The sequence below is a fragment of the Legionella nagasakiensis genome, assembly GCF_900639915.1.
Classification (GTDB): Bacteria; Pseudomonadota; Gammaproteobacteria; order Legionellales; family Legionellaceae; genus Legionella_A; species Legionella_A nagasakiensis.
Genome location: NZ_CAAAID010000001.1, coordinates 83,092 through 107,815 on the forward strand (window position 1 = coordinate 83,092; position 24,724 = coordinate 107,815).

Genomic DNA, 24,724 nt, shown 5'->3' on the forward strand with positions numbered 1-24,724 from the left:
CGTGCTCTACTAAGCACTTTTTTGTCTCTGAATCAACTCAGTAATCCCTACTTCAGCCAGCGTCAGCATTTCATTCAGCTGGGCGCGGCTGAAACTTCCATCTTCTGCCGTCCCTTGAACTTCAATGAAGTGACCTTGTTCATTCATGACCACATTCATGTCGGTTTCTGCCAAGACGTCTTCAGCATAATCCAGATCAAGCACTGGCTGACCCCGATAAATACCAACGGATACAGCGGAAACATAAGTAAATACGGGAGGTTTGCGTAGTTTTTCACGAGTGACCATCCAGTCCAGGGCGTCTTTCATGGCAACACAAGCGCCAGTAATCGCAGCGGTACGGGTGCCGCCATCGGCTTGGATAACATCACAGTCAAGCGTAATCGTATGTTCACCTATGGTTTTTAAATCAATGCAAGTACGTAGAGAGCGTCCTATAAGGCGTTGGATTTCCAAGGTTCTGCCACCTTGCTTCCCTTTAGCGGCTTCTCGTTCGGTCCGGCTATGAGTGGCGCGGGGTAACATCCCGTACTCGGCAGTAACCCATCCCTGATTTTTCCCTTTGAGAAATCGCGGCACACCTTCAATAACAGAGGCCGTGCATAAAACACGGGTTTGTCCAAATTCAACGAGCACGGAGCCTTCCGCGTGATGCGTGAAATGACGGGTGATTTTAATTGGTCTTAATTGATTCGGTTCACGATGACTAGGACGCATGATGAAATCCTTGCAAAAATCAGCGATTATATTCATATTTACCGAGATTTTCGAGTTTTTATTAAATTTCAATCTAAAATGCATCCGTATGGAATGCAGGCTATTGGGTTTGCATTTGTACAAATTTCGGGTATAGTCGCGCAACATTTATTGCGCCGGAATTCAGATGATGCATAGTATGACAGCGTTTGCCAGGTCACAAAATCACATTGGTTCCACGATGATATGTTGGGAATTAAAATCGGTTAATCATCGTTACCTTGAAGCATCGTTTCGCTTGCCTGAAGCGTTTCGATTTCTAGACACTGATTTGAGACAGCAGTTACGAAGTCAGATCAATCGTGGTAAGTTGGAATGTCAACTGAAATTAAGTAATGCAGGTGATGGACAACAGAACTTAGCGATTAATGAGGATCTGATGAAAGCACTGTTGGCGGCTGGGGAAAAGCTGGCGGTAAACCAGCAGATAGCAAATGATTTAACCGCGGGTTGGATTCTTTCCTGGCCAGGCATGGTTCAATTGAGTCAACCTGATGTAGAAACGTTACATCAAGAAATAGAGCGTTTATTTGCAGAAGCCTTACAACAGCTTTTGCATGCTAGAGCAGCTGAAGGACAAGTGTTACAGGATTTTATAAAAACACGATTGCATCTGCTGAACAATGAGATTAGAAAAACCCGTGAATTGGTGACTTCTCTTCCTTCTCAAACACGAGAGAAATTGATAGCTCGCCTGCAGGGTCTGCAGCTTGAGGTTTCTGAATCTAGGTTTGAGCAAGAAATTGCATTGATATTAACACGTCTTGATGTCAGTGAAGAATTAGATAGGCTACAAACTCATGCTAATGAAGTTGCGCGAGTTCTAAAGAATGATGAGGCGATAGGGCGGCGGCTTGATTTTCTGATGCAGGAATTAAACCGGGAAGCAAATACCCTTGGTTCTAAGTCCGATTCTGCTAAGTTAACACAGCATGCCGTCGAAATGAAAGTATTAATAGAGCAAATGCGAGAACAAATTCAGAACGTAGAGTAAACATCATGATCAATGAATACCCTGGAAGCCTGTTTATTGTTGCGGCTCCTTCTGGAGGAGGGAAAACCAGTCTGGTAAAAAAACTGATCAGTAATGTATCGAATATAGAAGTCTCTATTTCACATACGACACGAAAAAAAAGACCTGGAGAAGAAGAGGGAATTGATTATTATTTTGTTAAGGAAGAGGACTTTGCACATAAGATTGCAGGAGGAGATTTTGTTGAGTATGCGCGAGTCTTTAACCATTATTATGGAACATCAAAGGCGCAAATTTATAATCGTTTGCGTGCTGGTAAGGATGTGGTTTTAGATATTGACTGGCAGGGCGCTCAACAAATCAAGCAACTTTTTGTCGATGCAGTAAGTATTTTTGTTGTTCCTCCCTCTTTAGCCATTTTAAAACAGCGTTTAATGGCAAGGCGACAAGATGATGAACAAGTGATCAAAGGCCGCATGCAACGTGCACAAAGTGAGCTCAGTCATTATTCTGAGTTTGATTACCTCATTGTCAATGATGATTTTAATAAAGCATCCAGTGAATTGCAGGCGATTGTTATTGCTCACCGATTGCGTATGGGTTGCCAAACCCAGAAGCAGAGAAAATTACTTTCTTTCTTGCTTGCACCGCAGTAGAATATATGCCCATTGTCTAATATCCCATGCTATGGGTTATGAGTGTATACTTTTATTTATGGGGGACCAATTATGGCACGGGTTACCGTTGAAGATTGTTTGGAACACGTAAACAACCGATTTGAATTGGTGATGCTGGCGTCCAAACGAGCCCGCGAAATAGCAGTGCGTGGCGCTCAACCGCTGGTAGAGTGGGAAAATGATAAACCAACCGTAGTTGCATTGCGTGAGATTGCTGAAGGTTTAATTACTCGAGAAATATTGGATAAAGAATAGATTGAGTGCATAAAATTATAATGCTTTGGATTGTTTGTCCATCGGTAGGATATTTTATGCATTACCTTAATTTCAGGGTAAAAGTCCATTCATCACTTTAGACGCATTCAATCATGACCTGTTCTGCAGGGCAGACTCGCCTATTGATTCTCCATACGATAATATTTCTAAACTATAAAGTTGGTGAATGCGTTTATCAAAAGAGATTAATGTTTTTGTAAGTTCTGAAAGCGCATGGGTTGGGATGTGTCCTGAGCATTTTTTCGAAGCAAGGTATAACGTATGGCGGAAACGCAGGAGTGTCGTGTGAATTATTTTAAGGATTTGCATGAAGAGCTGAAATGCTATCTTGAATCAGAGCAGATAGAAAAATGCCGCCAAGCTTATCAAATCGCCAATAAAGCACATCAAGGCCAAATGCGTCGTTCCGGCGAGCCTTACATTACGCATCCTGTTGCCGCAGCGTTGATCCTTGCACGAATGCGTCTCGATTACCAGACCATTATGGCCACCTTGTTACATGACGTGGTTGAAGATACGGCATTGGGTAAAACGGACTTAATTGAACAGTTTGGGCCAGAGATAACGGCTTTAGTTGATGGTGTCACCAAATTAACCAAAATTAAATTTGAATCACGCGCTGAAGCGCAAGCCGAAAATTTTCGCAAAATGGTCTTAGCCATGGTTAAGGATATACGTGTCATTATCGTTAAATTGGCAGATCGGCTTCATAACATGAGGACATTGGGTGTCATGCCCAGGCCAAAGAAAAAACGTATTGCCATTGAAACCTTGGAAATTTATGCGCCCATTGCCAACCGTTTGGGGATGCATGCCATGTATACGGAATTGGAAGATCTCGGATTTAGTGCTTTATATCCCATGCGTTATCGTGCAATCAAATCGGCGGTAGAAAAAGCGCGTGGTAACCGGCGAGAATTGACGCAAAAAATTGAACGTGATTTGCAGCAAGCACTTGAGAAATTGGAGATTCCCTACGAGCATGTGTTTGGGCGAGAGAAGCATTTATACAGCATTTATCGCAAAATGCGCCATAAAAAAGCTTCATTTGCGGAAATTACTGATGTGTTTGCATTCCGTGTCATTACAGAGGATATTGATTCTTGTTATCGTGTGTTAGGCGCTTTGCATCAAACGTATAAACCGGTTCCCCAGCGATTTAAAGATTATATTGGCATTCCCAAAGTGAACGGTTATCAATCTTTACACACCACACTTTTTGGTCCTTATGGTATTCCACTTGAAGTTCAGATACGCACCCATGACATGAATAATGTCGCTGAAAATGGGGTGGCGGCACATTGGATCTATAAATCCTCTGGATTAGAAGTCAACGAAGCTCAATTGCGTGCTCGTGACTGGGTGCAACGCTTGCTGGAAATGCAACGCAGCACAGGAAATTCACTGGAGTTTATTGAAAACGTCAAGATAGACTTATTCCCGGACGAGGTGTATGTTTTTACTCCAAAAGGCGATATTATGGAACTTCCCAAGGGAGCGACACCGGTTGATTTTGCCTATACGGTTCATTCGGATGTTGGTAATAGTTGTGTGGCCGCAAAAGTGAATCGTCGCTTGGTACCGCTTAGTATTCCATTAACCAATGGACAAACGGTAGAAGTCATTACAGCACCAGGCGCTCATCCCAACCCTTCGTGGTTGAATTTTGTCGTAACAGGTAAAGCCCGCAGTAATATTCGCAGCTTCCTGAAAAGCCAGCAACACGTGGAATCGGTCATATTGGGTCAAAGGCTTCTGGAACAATCATTTGCCGAATTAGACAGTGATTTTACGAAAATTCCTCAGGAATCTCTGCAAGCATTACTAAGTGATTTGAATTATAAAGTACTGGATGATTTACTTTATGCAATTGGTATTGGCAATCAGATGCCGATGGTCATTGCCAAGCGTCTGGTCGTTGCACAAGAACATGGTGATTTAATAAAATCCAGCAAAAGCAGGCCTTTGGCCATCAAAGGGACAGAAGGAATGGTTGTGCATTTTGCTGAATGTTGCCAACCGATCCCCGGGGATAATATCGTAGGGCGTTTTCAGCAAGGGCGAGGCATTTTAGTCCACACCAGTAACTGTCCGATTATTAATCAGATAAGAACGAATCCTGAACAATTTATTTCTTTACGTTGGGATGAGGATGTTCAAGGTGAATTCTGGGTGGATATCACCGTTGAAGTTGCAAATCAACGTGGCGTGCTTGCTGCACTTGCAACTGCTATTTCCGAGGCAGAATCCAATATTGGTAATATTAATGTCGATCCTCGCGATGGCCGTCATAATGCCGTTACTTTTTCGCTGAGTGTGCAGAATAGGACCCATTTAGCGAGAGTTATGCGACGTTTGCGGGCAAATAACATGGTCATGCGGCTTTATCGGAATAAACAAGGGGAATAAAATCATGCAGTCTATTCATAGTGAATTGGCACCGGCGGCCATAGGAACATACAGTCAGGCGGTAAAATGTGGAGAAGTCGTCTATCTTTCCGGGCAAATACCACTTGATCCAAAAACCATGCAATTGTGCAGTGAAGAGGTTCGATTACAAATCATCCAAGTGCTTGAAAATTTGTCCTCTGTATGTCAAGCGGCTGGCGGAAGTCTTGCTGATATTGTTAAATTGTCGGTTTATCTCGTTGATTTAAATCATTTCCCTTTAATTAATGAGGCAATGACTCACTATTTTTCAGAACCCTATCCAGCAAGAGTAGCCATTGGAGTTGCTGCTTTGCCACGCGGCGCACAAGTGGAGATGGATGCTATTATGAATTTATCGGATCGTTAAGTACAGCGAATATTATTAATCAATATGAGTATTTTCTCCTTTCATAATGTAAGTTTAAACATTGCGGGTAAACAAATTCTTGAACAAGTGACCTGGCAGATTCATGCTCAGGATCGTATCGCACTGGTAGGACGTAATGGCGCAGGCAAATCAACCTTATTGAAGTTATTATTAGGAGACATCGTCCATGACAGCGGTCAACTTCAACATCAGAAAGGATTACGTATTGCCGGATTGACCCAAGAAGTTCCCTTGAATGATGAGAAATCCGTTTATCACGTTTTGGTTCAGGGACTTGGTGAAGTGGGTGAGGCGCTGGCGAAATTTCATGCGTGTTCATCCCGCGATGATTTGCAGGCGTTTGCAGCGTGCCAGCAACGGCTTGATCATTTGCAAGCTTGGGATTTATTGCCGCAAGTGGACGCAATGGTCAGTCGGTTAGGAATCGATAAAAATGCTCGAATGAACGCACTTTCAGGCGGAATGAAGCGCCGAGTGTTATTGGCTGCTGCCTTGATAGCGGCGCCTGATCTCTTGATTCTTGATGAGCCGACCAATCATTTGGATATTGAGGCAATTGAATGGCTGGAATCTTTTCTGAAAGCTTATGCTGGCACGCTATTGGTGGTGACTCATGACCGTGCATTTCTTAATCAGGTAGCAAATTGCATTGTGGAAATCGATCGCGGTCAATTGCGCCATTTTGATTGCAGCTATGAGGCATACTTAGATCGCCGTGAAGCCATGCGGTTGCATGAGCAAAGGCAACAGGATTTGTTTGACAAACGACTGAATGAAGAAGAAGCCTGGTTGAGGCAAGGAATCAAGGCTAGACGTACTCGTAATGAAGGGCGGGTACGAGCTTTAAAAGCCATGCGTGAAGTGCATCGCCAAAGACGGACAGAAACCGGCAAAATGAGCACACTGGATCTTGATGTAGCTCGTTCAGGTAATCTTGTCATTGAAGCAAAAAATCTTCATTATACGCTTGAAAGTAAGACAATGCTGCGAGATTTTTCCTTCTTATTAACTCGCGGCGATAAAGTTGGCATCATTGGTCCTAATGGGTGCGGTAAAACCACCTTGGTGCGTTTGTTATTAGGTGAAGTGGTGCCTGATTCCGGACAAATACGATATGGAACTTCTCTGGCGATTGCCTATTTTGATCAATTACGTCGTCATTTGGATGAGCAAAAAACGGTGATGCAAAACGTCGGGGATGGAGCCGATTATGTTACCATCCAGGGTCAGCAAAAGCATGTTGCTTCCTATTTGAGCGAGTTTTTATTTCCTTCTGAAAGTTTTCATCGGCCAGTATCTTCCTTATCAGGAGGAGAACGCAATCGCCTGTTATTGGCAAAATTATTTGCAAAGCCAGTCAATCTTTTGGTGATGGATGAGCCTACTAATGATTTAGATATCGAAACACTGGAATTATTGGAAACCATGTTGGTTGATTATCCTGGCACTCTACTGTTAATTAGCCACGATAGAGCATTTATCAATCAAGTAGTTACCAGTGTTCTCGTGTATGAAGAGGAAGGACGGTTTACCGAATACCTCGGTGGTTACGATGATTATCGTGTTAACGCTATAAAACAGCAGGAAACACTTAAAAAGAATCCAATCAGCCGGCGAAATAATCTAAATAAACTTAGTTTTAACGAACAACGTGAACTAACGCAGATGCCTCTACGGATTGAATCTCTGGAACAATCGATAGAAGCGTTGCAGGCTGAGATGACCAATCCCGAATTTTATCAGCAAGACAGTCAGGCAATCGGGGATGTCCATAAGCAATTAACCGCGTATGAAATGACTCTGTCTGAACTGTATAAACGTTGGGAAGCGTTGGAAAATAAAAGAGGTTGATCATGTTATTTACCCTGGCACTAATTATTTTGGGTACAACAATTGTCGTCTTTTTTTCACAAGAGTTTGCCGGTGCATTTAAAAAAATATTCGTGATTCCTGGTGTTCATTTTTTTCTGCCACTTGTCCTTGCATCTTGGGTGGTCGAGTCATTTGAGCCTTGGGTTGCCTGGCTATTATTAAATTTTAAGGAGGTATTGTTTTATCTCATTTATCAAATTGCTGAATGGATGCCATGGGAAGGGCATGCTGTTATGCTGGCGCAAATCTTAATTTTATTCTTATTGCCCATGATTCCGATGGGGATATTACTCGCTTGGGCAAAGATCAGAAAAATGCATGAACCTTGGCCTTATACTTATCCTGTTTGTATCGTGCTCTGGATTATTGTCTTGATTTTATTAACAGCCTATCCGCCTTATCGATTTTATTGAGTTAGGGCGTACGAAAACCCCAATCTCTGTGTTAAAAATAAATTTTGATTTAATCTAGGGTCTGTTTACATTGCATTTTGCCTTGACCTTGGGGTTTTTCGTAAATCCTGTGAGTGTCGAAAGAAGTCTAAAGCGTGGTCACAACATGCCGCCCTAGGGTACGATGGGTTTTTTCTGGGCGGATCGATAACGCTCTTGCAGTTCAACGTCGATGTAACGATCTGTGGTTGCACTGGAGCTATGTCCTGCATCATCGCGTACATGTTCGCGCGGCCGGATTTTGACATCTTCTGAAATACCCGTATGTCTTAACCAGTGTACAGTGGCATCTGCGAGACTATCTGCCTCTTCCTGATGATTTTTAAGGCGTAGCTGTTCGGCCGCTATGTCAAAACATCGTTGAACAAGACGGCGTAGTGGTGCTGTGTCGCTCATGGGTCCATGGCCACGTAATCTGGGAATTAATGGGGAATTATCGGCAGGCGAAGGCAAGGGTGATAAGCCTAAAAAGGTACGCCAGCGTATAAGACTATTTAGCATAGCGTCGCTGACGGCAATTTGTCGCTCCTTATTGCCTTTCCCTACGGTGGTAAACCACCAGAAACCATTGCTGTCTTTGGTAAAATGATTCATGGCTGGAATCCAGCGATCGTTGGCGGCTAATTCTGAAATCCGTAAGTACATCCCGTAAAGCATGCTAAGAATGAAATGGGTACGTTCATGTTTTTCCGGCTCTTTTGCAGCTAAGTGTTCTGCCGCTTGCAATACAGCCTCCCATTGCAGCAAACTTAAGCGGCGTATCGGCGCGGTTTGTTGGCGTTTGCGGATGAATTTACTTTTTTGACGCATGAGCGCCACAGGATTGGAGACTAAATATTCTTCGGCAATTAGAAAATTAAATAATGTGCTTAAAATGGCAAAAATCTCTTGTATGGCACCTTGGGATAAATTAAATCGTGCTTCGGCGGGTGTTTCGCCTCGTTTTCTTGCTGATTTACTTAGCGTGATCACAAAAGGTCGCCACTCTGGATTAGGGCGGCGTTTGCCCTCTTGTTTAATAAATCGAGGAACTTTTTTTGCACCAATCCAATGCGTGGGTGGATTTTGGCAAAAACGGATAAATTGTTCAACATCATCGCGTTTTAATTGTGGTAGGGTTAAATCTTTAATTTGCCAACACCACTGCAATAGTCGTTCTGTTTCGCGACGGTAACTGTTGAATGTGCCTAAACTTCCGTTATAACTTTTGAGAAAATTGAGTGTATGATTAAAATCCTGTTGGAATTTGGGGTTAGGAAGAATCGCATAGTCGCTGTTTTTGTTTAAATGATCAATTGTGTCAAATAATGGCAAAAGTTGTATTTTCATGGTTAGGTTGCTAGAAAATTTGAATCTTAATCCTAACGTAAATGTGAATTTGTTCACAAGTCATTTGGAAGCGGTGTTGTTTGTCCGTTGGCAGCGATTTTCTATGAACTTAAGTTTTTATAGCATTCACTTATTGACCTCCAAAGCTGCTGGGAGTATCATTTGCGCTCTGTCCTTAGGATGGGTTCACGGGGTGTAGCGCAGCCTGGTAGCGCGCCTGCTTTGGGAGCAGGATGTCGGGAGTTCGAATCTCTCCACCCCGACCAAAGTACCCTTCTTATGGAAGGGCGCTGGTTTGGACCATTGTATTTTGCGCCCGTAGCTCATCTGGATAGAGCATCGGCCTTCTAAGCCGAGGGTAGCAGGTTCGAATCCTGCCGGGCGTGCCATACGTCAAGCGGAATTTTTTATAATTTTTATGGTGGGCGTAGCTCAGTTGGTAGAGCCCCGGGTTGTGATCCCGGTTGTCGTGGGTTCGAGTCCCATCGCTCACCCCAGAAACTCATTTAATATAAATTAATAAATTGTCTTTTTCTCATTTTATCTTGAGTCTTTACAAGATAGTGCTACTGTTTAATAATTCCACCCTGTTTGCGAAAGTGGCGGAACTGGTAGACGCGCTGGATTTAGGTTCCAGTGGGGTAACCCGTGAGAGTTCGAGTCTCTCCTTTCGTACCATATTGTATAAAATAATTTCCAAGAGGTGACTACATGCAAGTTTCTGTTGAGACCTTGAAAGGTTTGGAGCGTAAAGTGACTGTTTCGGTACCGACCGAAAAAGTAGAGGAAGAAGTGAGCCTGCGTCTCAGGAATCTTGCTCGTAAGGTGAAAATGGATGGTTTTCGTCCAGGAAAAGTGCCGTTGCACGTGGTGAATAAGCGTTATGCGGATTCCGTTCGCGAGGAAGTGGCAAGAGATATGGTGCAATCGACGTTGTATGAAGCGCTGAAAGAGAATAATTTGACGCCTGCTGGTTATCCATCGGTTGAGCCAGAGCAACTTGAGTCGGGGAAAGATTTTCGCTATACGGCGGTGTTTGAAGTCTATCCTGAAATTCAGGTGCATGAATTAGGGCAAGAAGAAATAGAAGTTGCTCGTTGTACTGTGAAAGACAGCGATGTTGATCATATGCTGGAAAAGTTGCGTGAGCAGAATAAAGAGTGGCATCCAGTGTCTCGTCCAATTGCAAATGGAGACAAGGCAGTAATTGATTTTGAAGGATTTCTTGATGACAAGCCGTTTGAAGGGGGGCATGCAAATGACTATGAGGTAGTTATTGGCTCAGGCGCTATGATTCCTGGCTTTGAAGAGCAATTGATTGGTGCAGAGGAAGGTAAAGCGTTTGATATTCATGTAAACTTCCCTGAAGATTATGGCCATAAAGATTTGGCTGGCAGGGAAGCAAGGTTCAACATTAAGATTAAGCAGGTCATGGAAGGAAAATTACCGGAATTGAATGCTGAGTTTGCTGAGAAATTCAACATCAAGGAAGGCGGCATTGACGCCCTGAAAAAAGATATTCAAGACAATATGGAACGTGAGTTGGATCGCCGCCTCAGTGCGATGAACCGAGAAAAAATCTTTGATAAGCTTTTGGAAAAAAATCCAATAGAATTGCCTATGGCCTTGATTGAACAAGAGATAGAGCATTTAAAGCATGAAATGTTTCATCGAATTTTTGGTCCAGAACATACAGAAAATGAAAAAATACCGGATTTTCCAAGAAGCCTATTCGAAACGCAGGCAAAACGGCGCGTACACTTAGGTTTGTTGTTTTCTGAGTACGTTAAAAAACACGAACTGATGGTGAATCAGGAACGAGTCAATGCCATGATCGATAAATTTGCTAGCGCTTATGATGATCCAGATGAGTTACGTCGTTGGTATCAAGGTGATAAAGAGCGGTTGGCAGAAGTCGAAGCGCTGGTTATGGAAGAGATGGTTTCTGAAAAAATTGCTGAGGATGCAAAAGTGATTGCAAAAGAAATGGAGTATGAGGAAGTCATGAATCCTAAAAAGGATAGCGAAGAGAAAGGAGCATAAGCATGCGGGGAGAGGCAGAAAATAGAATAAAAAACGCCAGTGGTCTTGTTCCTATGGTCATCGAGCAAACCTCCAGAGGTGAGCGTTCCTATGATATTTATTCCAGGCTTTTGAAAGAACGCATCATTTTCCTTCTGGGTGAAGTAGAAGACCATATGGCGAACCTGGTGGTGGCGCAGTTGCTATTTCTGGAATCTGAAAATCCAGATAAAGATATTTCGCTTTATATTAATTCACCGGGTGGTGTGGTGACAGCAGGTCTTGCTATTTATGATACCATGCAATTTATCAAGCCGGATGTGAGCACATTATGCATTGGCCAGGCAGCGAGTGCAGCTGCCTTGCTCTTGTGTGCTGGTGCAGAGAATAAGCGTTATTGTCTGCCTAATGCCCGAGTAATGATTCATCAACCTTTGGGTGGGTACCGCGGCCAGGCTACAGATATTGAAATTCATGCTCGTGAAACACTAGCAGTGCGTGAGCGTTTAAACAGCATCATGGCACAGCATACCAAAAAAACACCCGATCAAATCATGCGTGATACAGAACGTGATAATTTCATGAATGCGCAACAGGCAGCGGAATATGGTTTAATTGATAGCGTGCTGTATGAACGTGATTCTGTGCGTGCAGCAGAAGGCAATCTGGATAAATAAGTGTGTGGTTTCTATATTCTTATTTTGTTTTCTGACTGGCGATATGTTTCAAATTGACTAAAATTTTACTAGAGAATGAGTAATTCATTAGTAAAAAGGGGTTTGTAGATGAGTAAAAGCAGCACTGGAGATAAGGTTTTATACTGTTCTTTTTGTGGAAAGAGTCAGCATGAAGTTAAGAAATTGATCGCGGGACCTTCCGTTTTTGTGTGTGATGAATGCGTTGAATTATGTAATGACATCATTCGAGAAGAAGCTCAGGACACTCAGGAAGAGTCTGCTACTCATTTACCTACTCCAAAAGAAATTTCGTCATTTCTTGATGAGTATGTGATTGGGCAGTCTCATGCTAAAAAAGTGCTGTCTGTCGCTGTATATAATCATTACAAGCGCATGCAGCATAAACCAGAAGATGGTATTGAACTTGGCAAAAGTAATATTTTACTGATTGGCCCAACGGGAAGTGGTAAAACGTTGTTGGCACAGACTTTGGCAAGGTTATTGAATGTACCATTTACTTTGGCAGATGCAACGACGTTAACAGAAGCTGGCTATGTAGGGGAAGATGTAGAAAATATCATCCAAAAATTGTTGCAGAAATGCGATTATGATATTGAGAAGGCGCAAAAGGGAATTGTCTACATTGATGAGATAGATAAAATTTCACGCAAATCGGATAACCCTTCTATTACTCGTGATGTGTCAGGAGAAGGTGTTCAACAGGCTTTATTAAAACTGATTGAAGGAACCATCGCTTCTGTTCCGCCACAAGGAGGGCGTAAACATCCGCAGCAAGAATTTTTACAAGTGGATACTTCAAATATCTTGTTTATATGTGGTGGCGCATTTGCTGGATTGGATAAAATAATCCAAGAGCGCAGTGATAAATCAAGCATTGGTTTTTCTGCACAATTAAAACATAAAAAAGATAAAGGTGATCTTCAGGCAGTTTTAGGCGCCTTAGAGTCAGAAGATTTGGTCAAGTATGGACTGATTCCTGAATTTGTGGGACGCTTGCCTGTCGTAGCTACATTGCATGAGCTCGATGAAGAAGCGTTAATTGATATTCTGACTCGCCCTAAAAATGCTTTAACCAAGCAATTTCATGCTTTATTTAAGATGGAAGAGGTAGAGCTGGAATTCCGTGAGGAAGCGCTGCGATTGATTGCCAGAAAAGCGTTGGAAAGAAAAATTGGTGCTCGTGGTTTGCGATCAATACTTGAAAATATTCTTTTAGACACCATGTATGATTTACCTTCGCTTGAAGGGGTGACAAAAGTGGTTGTGGATGAAGCGGTTGTCAACAATACTGGCAAGCCCATACTGATATATGAAGGTGAGGATGTCAAACAATCCGCTGCTGGGGGCGCAGAATAAAATCGTTATGATCTGGTTTCCTTTAGAATCTGTCTTCAGAGTCGCTAGACTGAGGTTAAAAGACTTGATTTTAGAGCGCCGTAGCACAACACATACATATTGTAGTATGTGAGCCAGGGCGCAGAAAATCCAGGCTTTTAGCCCTGTAGAGTTGGACTATGAAGACAGATTCTTAGTTTTCCCCTATTGAGAAGGCATGGATGCATAAACGATACTCACGCCCTTTTTTTAAAGAGTCCATAACTCTAACCTTTTGGATTAAGATGCTATCCATGTATAACGGTCATTTATAGGTAAGGGAACATAATGTCAAATGAAAAAGAACTGGTGCCTGCTGATAATGATAATAATGAAGCATTAAATTTACCTGTGTTGCCACTTAGAGATGTGGTGATTTATCCGCATATGGTTATTCCACTCTTTGTGGGCAGGGAAAAATCAATTAAAGCGCTTGAAGCAGCCATGTTAAATAATAAACAGATTTTTCTGGTTGCGCAGCGCCGATCAGCCAATGATGATCCACACCCTAATGATTTATTTGATGTAGGTACTATTTCCAGCGTCTTACAATTGTTGAAGCTTCCTGATGGTACGGTAAAAGTTTTGGTAGAAGGAGAGCAGCGCGCAAAAGTCAGTGCCTATTCATTGGATGAGGGCTATATGACTGCCTCGCTAGAGGTGATTGAGGAAATAAGTGAAGCGCTCAAAGCACAGGAAATTGAGATTTTAATGCGCTCGCTCATGTCGCAATTTGAGCAGTACATAAAATTAAATAAGAAAATTCCTCCCGAAGTGTTAGGTTCCATTGCAGGCATTGAAGAGCCTGGCCGTCTTGCAGATACGATTGCTGCCCATTTGACACTTAAGGTAGAAGATAAACAGGATTTACTGGAAACCGTAGACGTTGGGACTCGTCTTGAGCGATTAATGGCGGCCATTGAAGCAGAAATTGATTTGCTGCATGTCGAGAAACGCGTTCGTGGTCGTGTTAAGCGCCAAATGGAAAAGAGTCAGCGTGAATATTATCTAAATGAGCAAATCAAGGCCATTCAAAAAGAGCTTGGAGAAATTGGTGAAGAAGGCAGTGAAATTGAGCAGCTTGAAAAGTCCATCAATAAAGCTGGTATGCCGAAGGAAGCAAAGGAAAAAGCACTTTCCGAACTGCATAAGCTAAAACTAATGTCGCCTATGTCTGCAGAAGCAACGGTGATTCGTAATTACCTGGATTGGATGCTCTGCGTTCCTTGGAAAAAGAAAAATAAAATACAATACGATTTGAAAAAAGCTGAGCAGCTATTGGATAAAGATCATTATGGTCTGGAAAAAGTAAAAGAACGTATCATTGAGTATTTAGCGGTGCAGCAGCGCGTAAAACGCCTGAAAGGGCCTATTCTTTGTCTGGTAGGACCTCCTGGGGTGGGTAAGACATCCCTTGGGCAATCGATTGCTAATGCGACGGGCCGGACTTTTATCCGTATTGCCCTGGGTGGTGTGCGCGATGAAGCGGAGATCCGCGGGCATCGTAGAACTTACATCGGTTCCATGCCAGGCAAAATTATTCAGAAACTATGCAAAGCAGGTGTAAAAAATCCGCTGATTATGCTCGATGAAGTGGATAAGATGGCGATGGATTTTAGAGGCGATCCCGCTTCGGCATTGCTTGAAGTGCTTGATCCAGAACAAAACCACACCTTTAATGATCATTATTTGGAAGTGAATTATGATCTGAGTGATGTCATGTTTATCGCAACGGCAAATTCGCTCGAAATTCCAGCGCCATTACTGGATCGCATGGAAGTCATTCGCCTTGCTGGCTACACCGAAGACGAGAAAGTGAATATTGCACAAAATTATCTAGTGCCAAAGCAAATGAAACTTAATGGGTTGGCGAAAGATGAGATTGTGATTAGTGAAAATGCCATCCATGAAATCATTCGTCATTATACTCGTGAAGCAGGGGTCCGTAATCTTGAACGAGATATCGCCAATATTTGTCGCAAGGTTGTAAAAGATATTCTGACTCAGAAACGAATAAAAAAAGTGAACGTTGGTCGTAATAACATTGAAAAATTCCTCGGCGTGAAAAAGTTTCGCTATGGTCTGGCGGAAGAATATGATCAAGTTGGACAAGTCACCGGTCTTGCATGGACTAGTGTCGGGGGTGAGTTGTTAACCATTGAAGCCTCGATGATGCCTGGTAAAGGCAAGACAATTCATACAGGACAACTAGGCGAAGTCATGCAAGAATCAATTCATGCAGCGATGACGGTGGTGAGAAGTCGTGCGGTGCTGTTTGGTTTAGCGGATGATTTTTATGAGAAGCATGATTTTCATATTCATGTACCGGAAGGGGCAACGCCTAAAGATGGTCCCAGTGCAGGCATCGGAATGTGTACAGCGTTAGTATCCGTTATTACCCAAATTCCAGTGCGTGCTGATGTGGCGATGACGGGTGAGATTACACTTCGAGGACAAGTGTTGCCAATTGGTGGATTGAAAGAGAAGCTATTGGCTGCTCATCGTGGTGGTATAAAACATGTTATTATTCCGGAAGAAAACAAAAAGGATTTGTCTGAAATACCAGATAATGTCCTTAGAAAATTGACTGTTCATCCAGTCAAGACCATTGAGCAAGTGCTGCAAATTGCCTTGCAACGTAGTCCTTTGGTGAACAAGGCTTCTTCTATGTTGGTGTCAACTGAGCAAGGTGCTAAAAAAATTGAAAATAAGGATTTACACGCTTGAGAATAACAGGTATATTTCATCCGATGCCCGTTACTGGCGGGCTTTCAAGGATGTAATAGCTTGACTAGAGTAGATGAATCTGATTTAATCAGCTCCGTATAAGGATGAATAACAGCAAAGGGGAAAAGATGAATAAAAGTGAATTGGTTGAAGCCATCGCTAATGGTTCAGGCGTAACAAAAGCAGATGCTAGTCGAGTACTTGATGTATTTATGGCAACTGTGACAGATGTTCTGAAAAAAGGCGATCAAGTTGTTTTGCCAGGGTTCGGATCTTTTTCAACTGGTAACCGCTCTGCAAGAACGGGCCGCAATCCGCAGACCGGTCAGACCATCCAAATTAAAGCTTCAAGAGTTGCCAAGTTTAAAGCTGGTAAATCGTTGAAGGAAGCAGTACAAAAAGCGTAGTAATTACCCGGGTGCTTAGCTCAGCTGGGAGAGCATCGCCCTTACAAGGCGAGGGTCGCAGGTTCGATCCCTGCAGCACCCACCAAGAATTGGAGTGGTAGTTCAGCTGGTTAGAATACCGGCCTGTCACGCCGGGGGTCGCGGGTTCGAGTCCCGTCCACTCCGCCAGCATAACGCGCCTAACGGCGCGTTTTTTTTAGGGTTTATATGGACATTTCTTTCACTCAGTGATGGTAAGATGGATTTATTTCGACATTGAGTAGCATGATTATTACATCTTCTTGCGAATACAATCATTAGGGAACGCCTTACATGTTGCAGAAGTTAAATGAACGCATTCAGGGCATTGTTGCATGGGTAATCATTATCCTTATTGCAGTGACGTTTGCTTTATTTGGAGTCGACTATTATATGCAATCTCGTCAGGACACCAATGTCCAGGTTGAGGTAAATGGTCAGCCGATTACCAAGCAGGCATTTGAATTAAATTATCGGCGTGCTCGTCAAATGCGTGATTCTACGCACATGACTGCATCAGGTGAAAACCAGTTTAAAAAGCAGGTCTTGGATGAAATGATTGTTAATCAGGTGAGTGTTCAAGCGGCTCGTCAACATGGCTTTGAGGTAAGTACAGAACAAGCAAATGCCGCTATTTTAGGTATTCCCCAGTTTTATGAAGATGGTCGTTTCTCGGCTGATCGTTATCAACAAGCACTAAGCGGTGCGTTATTTACTCCAGAATCATTTCAACATGAAGTTCGTCAAGGGATGTTGCTCAATCAGCAGCGGTTTGCTCTGATTGGTACGGCTTTTGCGTTACCTAGTGAAGTTAAGCAATTTGTAAAATTGTATATGCAGACGCGAGATTATGATTATTTAACGATTCTTGCTTCGCCATTTAAGAAAGAAATTAATGCATCAGATGAAGAAGTATCGGCTTATTATCACAAACATCAAAAGGAATTTTTAACGCCGGAAAAAGTACTGATTTCTTATGTGCAATTATCCATGCAAGACATCAAGGCAACTATTAAATTGTCTGATGAACAACTCATGCGGTACTATGAAGAAAACCAGCATAATTATTTAACGCCCGCGGAGTGGCAGGTAGCACACATTCTCTTTGCCGTTCCAGTAGGTGCGACGACTACTGAACAACAGCAGGTGAAAGAACAAGCAGAAAAAACCTATAAGATATTACAAATGAAACCAGAACTTTTTGAACAAAAAGTTGCGCAATTATCTGAGGATAGAATTTCTGCCATGAAAAAAGGCGTATTACCTCCAATTGTAGGTGGTCAATCCGAGCTGGATAAATCTTTAGTCAATTTAACGGAACCTGGGCAAATATCGCCGCCAATTCAGACTCGTCATGGATATGAACTATTTAAAGTGCTAACGTATAAACCAGCCAAGGTAAAACCCTATGCGGATGTTAAAGCAGAGATTAGAGAGCAATTAGCCGCTGAACTTGCTCAAACAGAATATGCTAAGGTATTAGAGGAATTGAGCGACTTAAGTTACCAAACGCCAGATTCTTTGCTTCCTGTCTCAGAGAATCTTCACCTACCGATTAAAACAGCAGGACCATTCTCACGTCGTGGTAGCGATAATGCACTCACGCAAAATAAAGCGATTATTCAGGCTGCATTTAGTCATGATGTCTTAGAGTTAGGGAATAATAGTGAACCTATTCAAATTGATAATAACAGCGTTGTCGTGCTAAGAGTTGATAAACATATTCCAACTCAAGAAAAATCACTGGCTGAAGTAAAATCCTATATTGTAAATAAATTAATGGATGAGAAAGCACAATTAAAAGCAAAAAAACTCGGACAAACGTTGATGGCTGCAAAAAAAGATCAGGCACAGCAAGAGCGGCTGATTGAAGAAAATCAGCTGAAATGGCAGGAAGTGGTACAAGCGACACGTGAGACGGATAAGGCTGCCAGTGCCATTAACGAAATGGCTTTTAATTTGCAACGTGTTGGCGCTGAGACAGGGCGTAATCTTGAGAATGGAAATTATGTGATCGTCCGTTTGAAAAAAATTAATGATGGTGAACTGCAACGACTTGATAAAGAACAGATAGCAAGCATCACTCAGCAGCTGGAAGCGAATTATGGCGTGATGGATTATGATTTATATATTAATGGGTTACTAAGTAAAGCCAAAATTGTAAATCATTAATTCTTTAAGCCGCTTCTTTAGCGGCAAAAACAATTGGTTGTCGATTTTTCGTTTAGATCATATAATGCGCAGGTACTTGGAGCCCTAGGAGCATTTGATGCCTGCGAAAAAATTAACCGATCGCCAGTTGGCGGAATTATATTTTGGCCTTGCGCGTCATTATGATGATTGCGTTAAGCGCCAACCTCCGATGCAACCTGATGAAATCTATAATGAGCTTTATAATGGTATCTATTACACATTAAATTATTCTGATAGCCCATTACGCCAGTTAGAAGCAGCCGAACATCAAAAAGCTTACACAGTATTAAATACTTTTTTTTATGCTTGTCCGCAATATAGGGGATTACCATCAGAACAGCGCCTACCAGGATTCTTTCAGAGCGGTAGTGCACCAAGGGTTGTTATTCATCACCATCATCATTATTCTCGTTATTATAGTTCGAGTAACGACGTGCTCTTTACGTGGTTGTTGCTAAATTCATTAACTCCTCGGCCTTATTATTACCCTTATCCTCATCGCCGACCTGGTTATTATCCTTCTCATTCGCACCATCATCCTCATGCAAGCGAAAGAAAAAAAGACGAAGGCAGTGTGTTGGCACTGTTATTAGTTATTGCGTTAGCATTACTCGCGGCCGCATTGGCCTTTGTAGCTTTGTATTATATACTTAGTCAAGCAATGGACAGCATTGAGCGCTTTTGTTATAGCGAAGGCTGGCTGCAAGCTGGTTTGAACCTGATGGGCATGGTTGCCGGCGGTGTTGCGGCAAGCTTATTGACGACCGCTTTATTGACAGCACCCCTGACGTCACTGGCTTTAGCGGCAGGCATTGCTAATCCAGTGGGGTTAGTGATTTTTGGTGTGATTACTCTAACACTTGTGGGCGCAGCCGCGGGTGGTTTCCTTACCGATAAAATTCAGCAATATTTCATTAAAAAATCCAATGAGGATGCCTTGGATCCACAAGATCCGCATCGATTTTCGTTAACTGGGGCGGAAGAAAAGAAATTAGTAGAAAAAGGCATTGATCCTGTTAAGGTAAAATGTGCCATAGTTGCACTGCGGGCAAAAATGGAAGATAAACCGGTTCCTTCTCTGTTAAATCGATTGTTCAGTGATCGCGGTCAAATGATTCAGGAGATTCTAAATCAAGTCAGAAAATTAAAAAGCGGTAAGCTAAAAGAAATACAGGTGGGTGAGATGCATTTTAATTGCAGAAGCGATGCATTTACCCAGACAGCTGTTCCTGTTGTTCGTGAACCGCGGCTGTATCAGCCTGCTCCATTGCCGCCCCGCTACACCACGTTTGTATCACCAGTTCCTTCTGCACCTCCAGCTTCATCGCTGGAACCGGAGCTTAGGGGATTTTAGCCTTGGCCAGGCTAGATCGCCTGGCAAAAAACTAAAAACATCTAACCTTATTCGCCCAAATCGGCCATTGATACGGCATGATAGCCCGCATCCACATGCACCACTTCGCCGGTAATGCCAGACGCCATGGGTGAACACAAAAAAGCGGCCGTGTTGCCGACTTCTTCTGTGGTGATGTTTCGTCTAAGTGGTGTAATACTGGCGTAAGCGTTTTGAATTTTACGAAAATCTTTGATGCCGGCTGCCGCAAGCGTTTTAATAGGTCCTGCCGAAACGGCGTTTACTCGAAGGCCGCGAGGTCCAAGGCTGGCTGCAAGATAGCGAACGGCTGCTTCAAGACTTGCTTTCGCAATGCCCATGACGTTGTAATTTGGCACGGCTTTTTCTGCACCAAAATAACTTAAGGTCAGCAGAGCGCCCTCAGTGCCTTGCATCATTGGCAAAGCAGCTTTTGCCAAGCCTACTAAACTGTAAGCACTGATGTCATGAGCAATCCGGAAGCCATCGCGATTGGCATGCTCAATAAAATCACCGCTGATTTGATCGGCCGGCGCATAAGCCACAGAATGAATCAGAATATCCAGTTTATCCCAATGGGTTCCTAGTTGTTCAAATACGGCTTGAATCTCAAGATCACTAGCCACGTCACAAGGAAAGGTGAGGCTGGAATTAAATTCTGCCGCCATTTTCTCCACCCGTTCCTTTAATTTTTCATTTTGATAAGTGAATGCAAGTTCTGCTCCTTGCTCATGAAATGCTTTAGCAATGCCATAGGCAATGGAGCGATTACTGGCCAGACCAACAATTAACGCTTTTTTTCCGCTTAAAAATCCCACGTTTACCTCCTTTCTAAGTCATTTGGTATGTGTTGCCAGCAGCTCGCGCATTTTTGCCTGGATCATATCAATGGCAATGCGGTTTTCTCCACCTCGAGGAACGATTAAATCTGCATAACGGCTTGATGGTTCGATAAATTGTAAATACATGGGCCGCACAGTTGTTTCATATTGATGCAGCACGGATTCAAATGAGCGATGGCGCTCAACCACATCACGCCGTAAGCGACGGCTTAAGCATACATCTAATGGCGCTGACATAAAAATACGGATGTCCATGATTTCACGTAAGGCCTTATCACTGAATAATAAAATGCCTTCTAGAACGATGATAGTATGGCGACCAATAAAACGTGTTTCTGCCAAGCGGATGTGCTTGGAATGAGAATAAATTGGAATTTCTACTGATTCTCCTTGCTGTAAGCGGCGTAAATGTTCGCACAACAAGGCATGATCAAAGGAATCTGGATGATCATAATTGATTGTTTCACGTTCAACGAACGGGAGGTGGCTATTGTCTTTATAGTAAGAATCTTCGGAAATGACTACGACTTGATCAGAACCTAACTCATTTACAATTGTGTTGGCCAACAAACTTTTACCGGAAGCTGAAGGACCGGCAATTCCTATGATGATCGCTTGTTTACTCATGGTCTTATGATTCAAAATTTAGTGCAAATAGTAAGGGTTTATGACGATAAATTCAATCCACAAACATCATTTTAAATTGATTCCATCCGGTTGAGTCGTCTAAGCAAAAGATAGACGGCGCCTGTGCCGCCGTCCTGCGGGATGGTACTGTGAAACGCCATCACTTGCGGCATTTGCCGCAACCAATGATTTACATAACTTTTTAACACAGGTGGTTCTCCATAATGACCTCCTTTCCCATGAATAATCAAAAGACAGCGGTTCTCAAGTTGGTAATGTTTCATGATAAAATGACCTAATGAAGCTTTGGCAGATTCTATCGACAACCCGTGTAAATCCAAATGGGCTTGCCAGCGAATTTGTCCTTTCTTTAATTGTGCAAAGCGTTTACGAGAAAAGCTTGGTTCGCAATAAGACAATATGGCATTCGTAGTCATTGGTTCACTGTATTGACTTGAGAGATAAATGGAGCAAGATAATGGTTCCTCGGCCGGCTTTTTGGGCGCGTATGGGATAACCGCACGATGTTTTATTGTACGATTCGTGGAGGGGTTCAGTGGTTTAACGTTATGCATTGCCTGACGAAACAATGCTTTTTCTTCATCAGACAAGTAATCTTTAGACATGGCTGTATAGACAATATAAGTGTTGATATAAGTATAGTGCTTAGGCAGATACTATGTTATTTTTTTAAAGCTGATTATATCTTGCCTTTCACATCATAATCTCTTGTGCGGGTAATTTTTTGTAGGGATTTAATGGATGTATTACAGGAGTTTCATACTATGGCAATGAAATTTGGTGTGGACGATAAAGTTCATCAGGACGCCGGAAAAACAAAGTTTAATCATGGGGAAACCATTGCATTAGGTATTTTATTTTCATTATTAAGTTTTTTATGTTTGTCATTTATGGGCGCACTTGCTAAAGCGGTTTCTTCCTATGCTTCAACGGCTGTTGTTGTTTTTATTCAGAATTTTGTAAGTGTCATTTTAATTCTTCCTTTTATTTTGTATAGCGGCATTCGTCAACTGAAGACTCAACGAATTGGCATGCATTTTTTTAGAGCATTTACTGGTTCGGCGGCATGGTATTGCTTATTTTTAGCGATACCAGTGATTTCATTAACCAATGCAACCTTGTTGCTCTACAGCGCACCACTTTGGATGCCAGTATTAGGCTTTTTCTTTTTTAAGGAAGAGGTTGGCTCAAAAGTCTGGTCAGGTGTTTTAGTTGGGTTTATCGGAGTTATTTTGGTATTACAACCAGGAAAGGATTTTTTTCATCCTCAAGATTTTATCGCATTGATTGGTGCTATTTTAATGTCATTCGCTTTATTTTCAGTTCGCTGGTTGCGAGCGACCGAGCCAGTTATAAGAATCCTATTTTATTATTTTTCTTTATCTACGCTTATATTTTTACCTTTGGCTTTGTTATATTGGCGAATGCCTACCACGTTATTACCCTGGTGTTATTTGATCGCTATCGGCATCATGATGGCATTATCACAACTGTTTATCACAATGGCTTATAAACATGCCTCTGCGGTTCGTTTAAGTCCCTATATTTATTCTGTGATCATTTTTTCTGCGCTACTCGACTGGTTTATCTGGGGGAATACGCCGAATAGATGGGAAATCGGAGGCATTGTGTTGGTTATTGTGGGCGGCATTACTGCCTCATTAGAAAGTAAAAAAAGCTCGGAACTTACGAAAAACCCCAAGGTCAAGGCAAAAAGAAATTTTGATGAGAAAGTTTAGACTAACTAAGTGACTGAATCAAAATTTCTTTTTAACGTAGAGATGGGAGTTTTTTGTAAGTTCTGAAAGGAAATTTTCTTTAGTATTCATATAATGATACAATACAACACTTGAACATATTTCTAGTTTTATTCTCAAAGGTTTCTCATTATGCGCATAAATCATGTGTGTAATGGTTAAAAAATTAAATAGATTTATTTAAGTTCTTCTTAAGCGAATTATCATGCATCAATCGAAGTCATTATCTTCTATGCTGTCTTTGTTTTTAGTGTTGTTTATTGATGGCATGGGGTTGGGTTTATTATTTCCCATCCTGAATACAATCCTCATTGACCCGCAAGCAGGTTTCCTTTCTCAGGATATCAGCATCGGCTTACGTGATTTTTTTTACGGCCTAACCATTGGCATTTTCATGATTTGCTGGTTTTTCGGCGCGGCTATTTTGGGTGATCTTTCAGATAGCGTGGGGCGTAAAAAATCGTTAATGATTTGTTTGATAGGTTCTTTCTTAGGGTATCTAATATCGGCCATTGCTATTTTGACTCACAGTTTTGCCTTGCTGTTGGCAGGGCGTATCATCGCTGGATTTACGGCAGGAAGTCAGCCAATTGCTCAAGCTGCTATTGTGGATGTGAGCACGGAAGAGCAAAAAGCTCGCAATATTGGCTTGATTTTGCTGGCCGTTTCACTCGGTTTTGTATTTGGTCCCATTTTTGGTGGCTTATTATCAAATGAGCAATTGGTTTCATGGTTTAATTTTGAAACACCAATGTATTTTTCTGCCGCATTGTCTTTATTTAATGCACTGTTTTTACAGTTTACGTTTAAAGAAACGTTTGTTAAAGCCCAGGATAAAATTCAGATACGCTGGCATCATGCAGTAAATGTTTTTATTTCGGCATTTAAGCATCCATCCATTAAAACATACTCGATTGTTTTATTGGTTATGATATTTGGCTGGTCAAATTATTTTTCATTTATTTCACTTTACTTACTACAAACGTATCATTATTCGGCCATGCAAAATTCTTTTTTTCTTGCAGTCATGGGTGTTGGCTTTAGCATTGGTTGTGGTTATATCGTTGACTTTTGTACTCAGCGTTTTTCCTTTGATGGAATCGTCGTATATGGGCTGCTGCTGACTGCCACCTTCGTTATGGTGACACTGCTTAGCAGTCAGCAATGGATTGCCTGGGGCGCTACCTTATTGATAGGCATGAGTCTGTCTGTGGCTTACTCTGTCTTGTTAACCCTATTTTCCAATCAGGTGAATGACGAGCAGCAAGGATGGGTCATGGGGGTTACAGGGTCAATTATGGCGCTTTGTTTTGGTTTGACTTCGATTTTTACTGGAATCATTGCCCACGTGGGGGCGGTATTACCAATGGTGCTGGCTATTTTAGGGTTGGCTGGAAGTGCTGTGATCCTATTCCTGTCGCAAAAAAATGGGTTGCAACGTGCATTGCAGCCGTGAAAAGGATAGTCTGCTCTTAGAACCTGTCTTCAGAGTCGCTAGGCTTTTAGCCCTGCG

Annotated in this window: 21 protein-coding genes and 6 tRNA genes; 22 read left to right on the top strand and 5 right to left on the bottom strand. The window is 42.3% G+C overall.

Going from position 1 to position 24,724, the window contains the following annotated elements:
- Positions 1–9: 9 nt before the first annotated feature.
- Positions 10–717: a ribonuclease PH gene (gene rph / locus E1O52_RS00395; RefSeq protein WP_133126775.1), complete on the bottom strand. Its 708-nt coding sequence runs from the start codon at positions 715–717 to the stop codon at positions 10–12.
- A gap of 166 nt (positions 718–883) precedes the next feature.
- On the opposite strand from rph, the gene E1O52_RS00400 reads away from it, so the two are divergent.
- The 7 genes from E1O52_RS00400 (at position 884) to E1O52_RS00430 (ending at position 7,785) form a co-directional block, all read left to right on the top strand.
- A complete protein-coding gene (locus E1O52_RS00400) occupies positions 884–1,750 on the top strand; it encodes a YicC/YloC family endoribonuclease (RefSeq protein ID WP_133126776.1) in 867 nt (288 codons plus the stop codon).
- 5 nt (positions 1,751–1,755) lie between these two features.
- Positions 1,756–2,385 carry a guanylate kinase gene (gene gmk / locus E1O52_RS00405; protein ID WP_133126777.1) on the top strand — a complete coding sequence of 210 codons (630 nt, stop codon included), beginning with the start codon at positions 1,756–1,758 and terminating at the stop codon, positions 2,383–2,385.
- Positions 2,386–2,457: 72 nt separating this feature from the next.
- Positions 2,458–2,661, top strand: coding sequence for a DNA-directed RNA polymerase subunit omega (gene rpoZ / locus E1O52_RS00410; protein ID WP_133126778.1), 204 nt, complete (start codon positions 2,458–2,460; stop codon positions 2,659–2,661).
- Positions 2,662–2,967: 306 nt separating this feature from the next.
- The gene (gene spoT, locus E1O52_RS00415) at positions 2,968–5,091 is read left to right on the top strand and encodes a bifunctional GTP diphosphokinase/guanosine-3',5'-bis pyrophosphate 3'-pyrophosphohydrolase (protein WP_165474657.1); all 2,124 of its coding nucleotides are present in this window, start codon (positions 2,968–2,970) and stop codon (positions 5,089–5,091) included.
- A gap of 4 nt (positions 5,092–5,095) precedes the next feature.
- Complete coding sequence (locus tag E1O52_RS00420; protein ID WP_133126780.1) at positions 5,096–5,479, top strand: RidA family protein; 384 nt, start codon at positions 5,096–5,098, stop codon at positions 5,477–5,479.
- A gap of 24 nt (positions 5,480–5,503) precedes the next feature.
- Entirely contained in the window at positions 5,504–7,351 is a 1,848-nt protein-coding gene (locus E1O52_RS00425) for an ATP-binding cassette domain-containing protein (RefSeq protein ID WP_133126781.1), read from the top strand.
- A gap of 2 nt (positions 7,352–7,353) precedes the next feature.
- The gene (locus E1O52_RS00430; RefSeq protein ID WP_133126782.1) at positions 7,354–7,785 is read left to right on the top strand and encodes a hypothetical protein; all 432 of its coding nucleotides are present in this window, start codon (positions 7,354–7,356) and stop codon (positions 7,783–7,785) included.
- 153 nt (positions 7,786–7,938) lie between these two features.
- On the opposite strand, the gene E1O52_RS00435 is transcribed toward E1O52_RS00430, so the two are convergent.
- The gene (locus E1O52_RS00435; protein WP_133126783.1) at positions 7,939–9,153 is read right to left on the bottom strand and encodes a tyrosine-type recombinase/integrase; all 1,215 of its coding nucleotides are present in this window, start codon (positions 9,151–9,153) and stop codon (positions 7,939–7,941) included.
- Between the two features lie 189 nt (positions 9,154–9,342).
- On the opposite strand from E1O52_RS00435, the gene E1O52_RS00440 reads away from it, so the two are divergent.
- From E1O52_RS00440 to E1O52_RS00500, 13 genes are all read left to right on the top strand, one after another.
- Positions 9,343–9,419: transfer RNA gene (locus tag E1O52_RS00440), tRNA-Pro, on the top strand.
- Positions 9,420–9,465: 46 nt separating this feature from the next.
- A tRNA-Arg gene (locus E1O52_RS00445) sits at positions 9,466–9,542 on the top strand.
- 32 nt (positions 9,543–9,574) lie between these two features.
- Positions 9,575–9,650, top strand: a tRNA-His gene (locus E1O52_RS00450).
- Between the two features lie 96 nt (positions 9,651–9,746).
- Positions 9,747–9,831: transfer RNA gene (locus E1O52_RS00455), tRNA-Leu, on the top strand.
- Between the two features lie 33 nt (positions 9,832–9,864).
- A complete protein-coding gene (tig, locus tag E1O52_RS00460; RefSeq protein ID WP_133126784.1) occupies positions 9,865–11,196 on the top strand; it encodes a trigger factor in 1,332 nt (443 codons plus the stop codon).
- A 2-nt stretch (positions 11,197–11,198) separates the two neighbouring features.
- Positions 11,199–11,852, top strand: a complete 654-nt coding sequence (gene clpP / locus E1O52_RS00465; protein ID WP_133126785.1) for an ATP-dependent Clp endopeptidase proteolytic subunit ClpP — start codon at positions 11,199–11,201, stop codon at positions 11,850–11,852.
- A 108-nt stretch (positions 11,853–11,960) separates the two neighbouring features.
- A complete protein-coding gene (gene clpX / locus E1O52_RS00470; protein WP_133126786.1) occupies positions 11,961–13,229 on the top strand; it encodes an ATP-dependent Clp protease ATP-binding subunit ClpX in 1,269 nt (422 codons plus the stop codon).
- A 306-nt stretch (positions 13,230–13,535) separates the two neighbouring features.
- Positions 13,536–15,974 carry an endopeptidase La gene (lon, locus tag E1O52_RS00475; protein WP_133126787.1) on the top strand — a complete coding sequence of 813 codons (2,439 nt, stop codon included), beginning with the start codon at positions 13,536–13,538 and terminating at the stop codon, positions 15,972–15,974.
- 104 nt (positions 15,975–16,078) lie between these two features.
- Positions 16,079–16,381, top strand: coding sequence for an HU family DNA-binding protein (locus E1O52_RS00480; protein ID WP_133126788.1), 303 nt, complete (start codon positions 16,079–16,081; stop codon positions 16,379–16,381).
- A gap of 9 nt (positions 16,382–16,390) precedes the next feature.
- A tRNA-Val gene (locus E1O52_RS00485) sits at positions 16,391–16,466 on the top strand.
- Between the two features lie 6 nt (positions 16,467–16,472).
- A tRNA-Asp gene (locus tag E1O52_RS00490) sits at positions 16,473–16,549 on the top strand.
- A 144-nt stretch (positions 16,550–16,693) separates the two neighbouring features.
- The gene (locus E1O52_RS00495; RefSeq protein WP_133126789.1) at positions 16,694–18,571 is read left to right on the top strand and encodes a SurA N-terminal domain-containing protein; all 1,878 of its coding nucleotides are present in this window, start codon (positions 16,694–16,696) and stop codon (positions 18,569–18,571) included.
- Positions 18,572–18,668: 97 nt separating this feature from the next.
- Entirely contained in the window at positions 18,669–19,946 is a 1,278-nt protein-coding gene (locus E1O52_RS00500) for a hypothetical protein (protein ID WP_133126790.1), read from the top strand.
- A gap of 47 nt (positions 19,947–19,993) precedes the next feature.
- Here E1O52_RS00500 and E1O52_RS00505 read toward each other — a convergent pair whose 3' ends face one another.
- The 3 genes from E1O52_RS00505 to E1O52_RS00515 form a co-directional block, all read right to left on the bottom strand.
- The gene (locus E1O52_RS00505; protein WP_133126791.1) at positions 19,994–20,782 is read right to left on the bottom strand and encodes an enoyl-ACP reductase FabI; all 789 of its coding nucleotides are present in this window, start codon (positions 20,780–20,782) and stop codon (positions 19,994–19,996) included.
- An 18-nt stretch (positions 20,783–20,800) separates the two neighbouring features.
- Positions 20,801–21,433 (bottom strand): uridine kinase, encoded by a 633-nt coding sequence (gene udk, locus E1O52_RS00510; RefSeq protein WP_133126792.1) that lies wholly within the window; start codon positions 21,431–21,433, stop codon positions 20,801–20,803.
- A gap of 71 nt (positions 21,434–21,504) precedes the next feature.
- Positions 21,505–22,059: a Smr/MutS family protein gene (locus tag E1O52_RS00515; protein WP_133126793.1), complete on the bottom strand. Its 555-nt coding sequence runs from the start codon at positions 22,057–22,059 to the stop codon at positions 21,505–21,507.
- 159 nt (positions 22,060–22,218) lie between these two features.
- Between E1O52_RS00515 and E1O52_RS00520 the strand changes: the two genes are divergently transcribed.
- Both E1O52_RS00520 and E1O52_RS00525 read left to right on the top strand, forming a co-directional pair.
- Complete coding sequence (locus E1O52_RS00520) at positions 22,219–23,193, top strand: DMT family transporter (RefSeq protein ID WP_165474659.1); 975 nt, start codon at positions 22,219–22,221, stop codon at positions 23,191–23,193.
- A gap of 223 nt (positions 23,194–23,416) precedes the next feature.
- Complete coding sequence (locus E1O52_RS00525) at positions 23,417–24,667, top strand: MFS transporter (RefSeq protein WP_133126795.1); 1,251 nt, start codon at positions 23,417–23,419, stop codon at positions 24,665–24,667.
- The last annotated feature ends 57 nt before the right edge of the window (positions 24,668–24,724 follow it).

Coding starts and splice junctions, on each gene's coding strand:
- lon (WP_133126787.1), top strand. CDS start 13,536: ATGTCAAATGAAAAAGAACTGGTGCCTGCTGATAATGATAATAATGAA.
- E1O52_RS00400 (WP_133126776.1), top strand. CDS start 884: ATGATGCATAGTATGACAGCGTTTGCCAGGTCACAAAATCACATTGGT.
- E1O52_RS00500 (WP_133126790.1), top strand. CDS start 18,669: ATGCCTGCGAAAAAATTAACCGATCGCCAGTTGGCGGAATTATATTTT.
- rph (WP_133126775.1), bottom strand. CDS start 717: ATGCGTCCTAGTCATCGTGAACCGAATCAATTAAGACCAATTAAAATC.
- E1O52_RS00515 (WP_133126793.1), bottom strand. CDS start 22,059: ATGTCTAAAGATTACTTGTCTGATGAAGAAAAAGCATTGTTTCGTCAG.
- gmk (WP_133126777.1), top strand. CDS start 1,756: ATGATCAATGAATACCCTGGAAGCCTGTTTATTGTTGCGGCTCCTTCT.
- E1O52_RS00435 (WP_133126783.1), bottom strand. CDS start 9,153: ATGAAAATACAACTTTTGCCATTATTTGACACAATTGATCATTTAAAC.
- E1O52_RS00430 (WP_133126782.1), top strand. CDS start 7,354: ATGTTATTTACCCTGGCACTAATTATTTTGGGTACAACAATTGTCGTC.
- udk (WP_133126792.1), bottom strand. CDS start 21,433: ATGAGTAAACAAGCGATCATCATAGGAATTGCCGGTCCTTCAGCTTCC.
- E1O52_RS00425 (WP_133126781.1), top strand. CDS start 5,504: ATGAGTATTTTCTCCTTTCATAATGTAAGTTTAAACATTGCGGGTAAA.
- tig (WP_133126784.1), top strand. CDS start 9,865: ATGCAAGTTTCTGTTGAGACCTTGAAAGGTTTGGAGCGTAAAGTGACT.
- E1O52_RS00525 (WP_133126795.1), top strand. CDS start 23,417: ATGCATCAATCGAAGTCATTATCTTCTATGCTGTCTTTGTTTTTAGTG.
- rpoZ (WP_133126778.1), top strand. CDS start 2,458: ATGGCACGGGTTACCGTTGAAGATTGTTTGGAACACGTAAACAACCGA.
- clpX (WP_133126786.1), top strand. CDS start 11,961: ATGAGTAAAAGCAGCACTGGAGATAAGGTTTTATACTGTTCTTTTTGT.
- E1O52_RS00420 (WP_133126780.1), top strand. CDS start 5,096: ATGCAGTCTATTCATAGTGAATTGGCACCGGCGGCCATAGGAACATAC.
- clpP (WP_133126785.1), top strand. CDS start 11,199: ATGCGGGGAGAGGCAGAAAATAGAATAAAAAACGCCAGTGGTCTTGTT.
- E1O52_RS00520 (WP_165474659.1), top strand. CDS start 22,219: ATGGCAATGAAATTTGGTGTGGACGATAAAGTTCATCAGGACGCCGGA.
- E1O52_RS00480 (WP_133126788.1), top strand. CDS start 16,079: ATGAATAACAGCAAAGGGGAAAAGATGAATAAAAGTGAATTGGTTGAA.
- E1O52_RS00495 (WP_133126789.1), top strand. CDS start 16,694: ATGTTGCAGAAGTTAAATGAACGCATTCAGGGCATTGTTGCATGGGTA.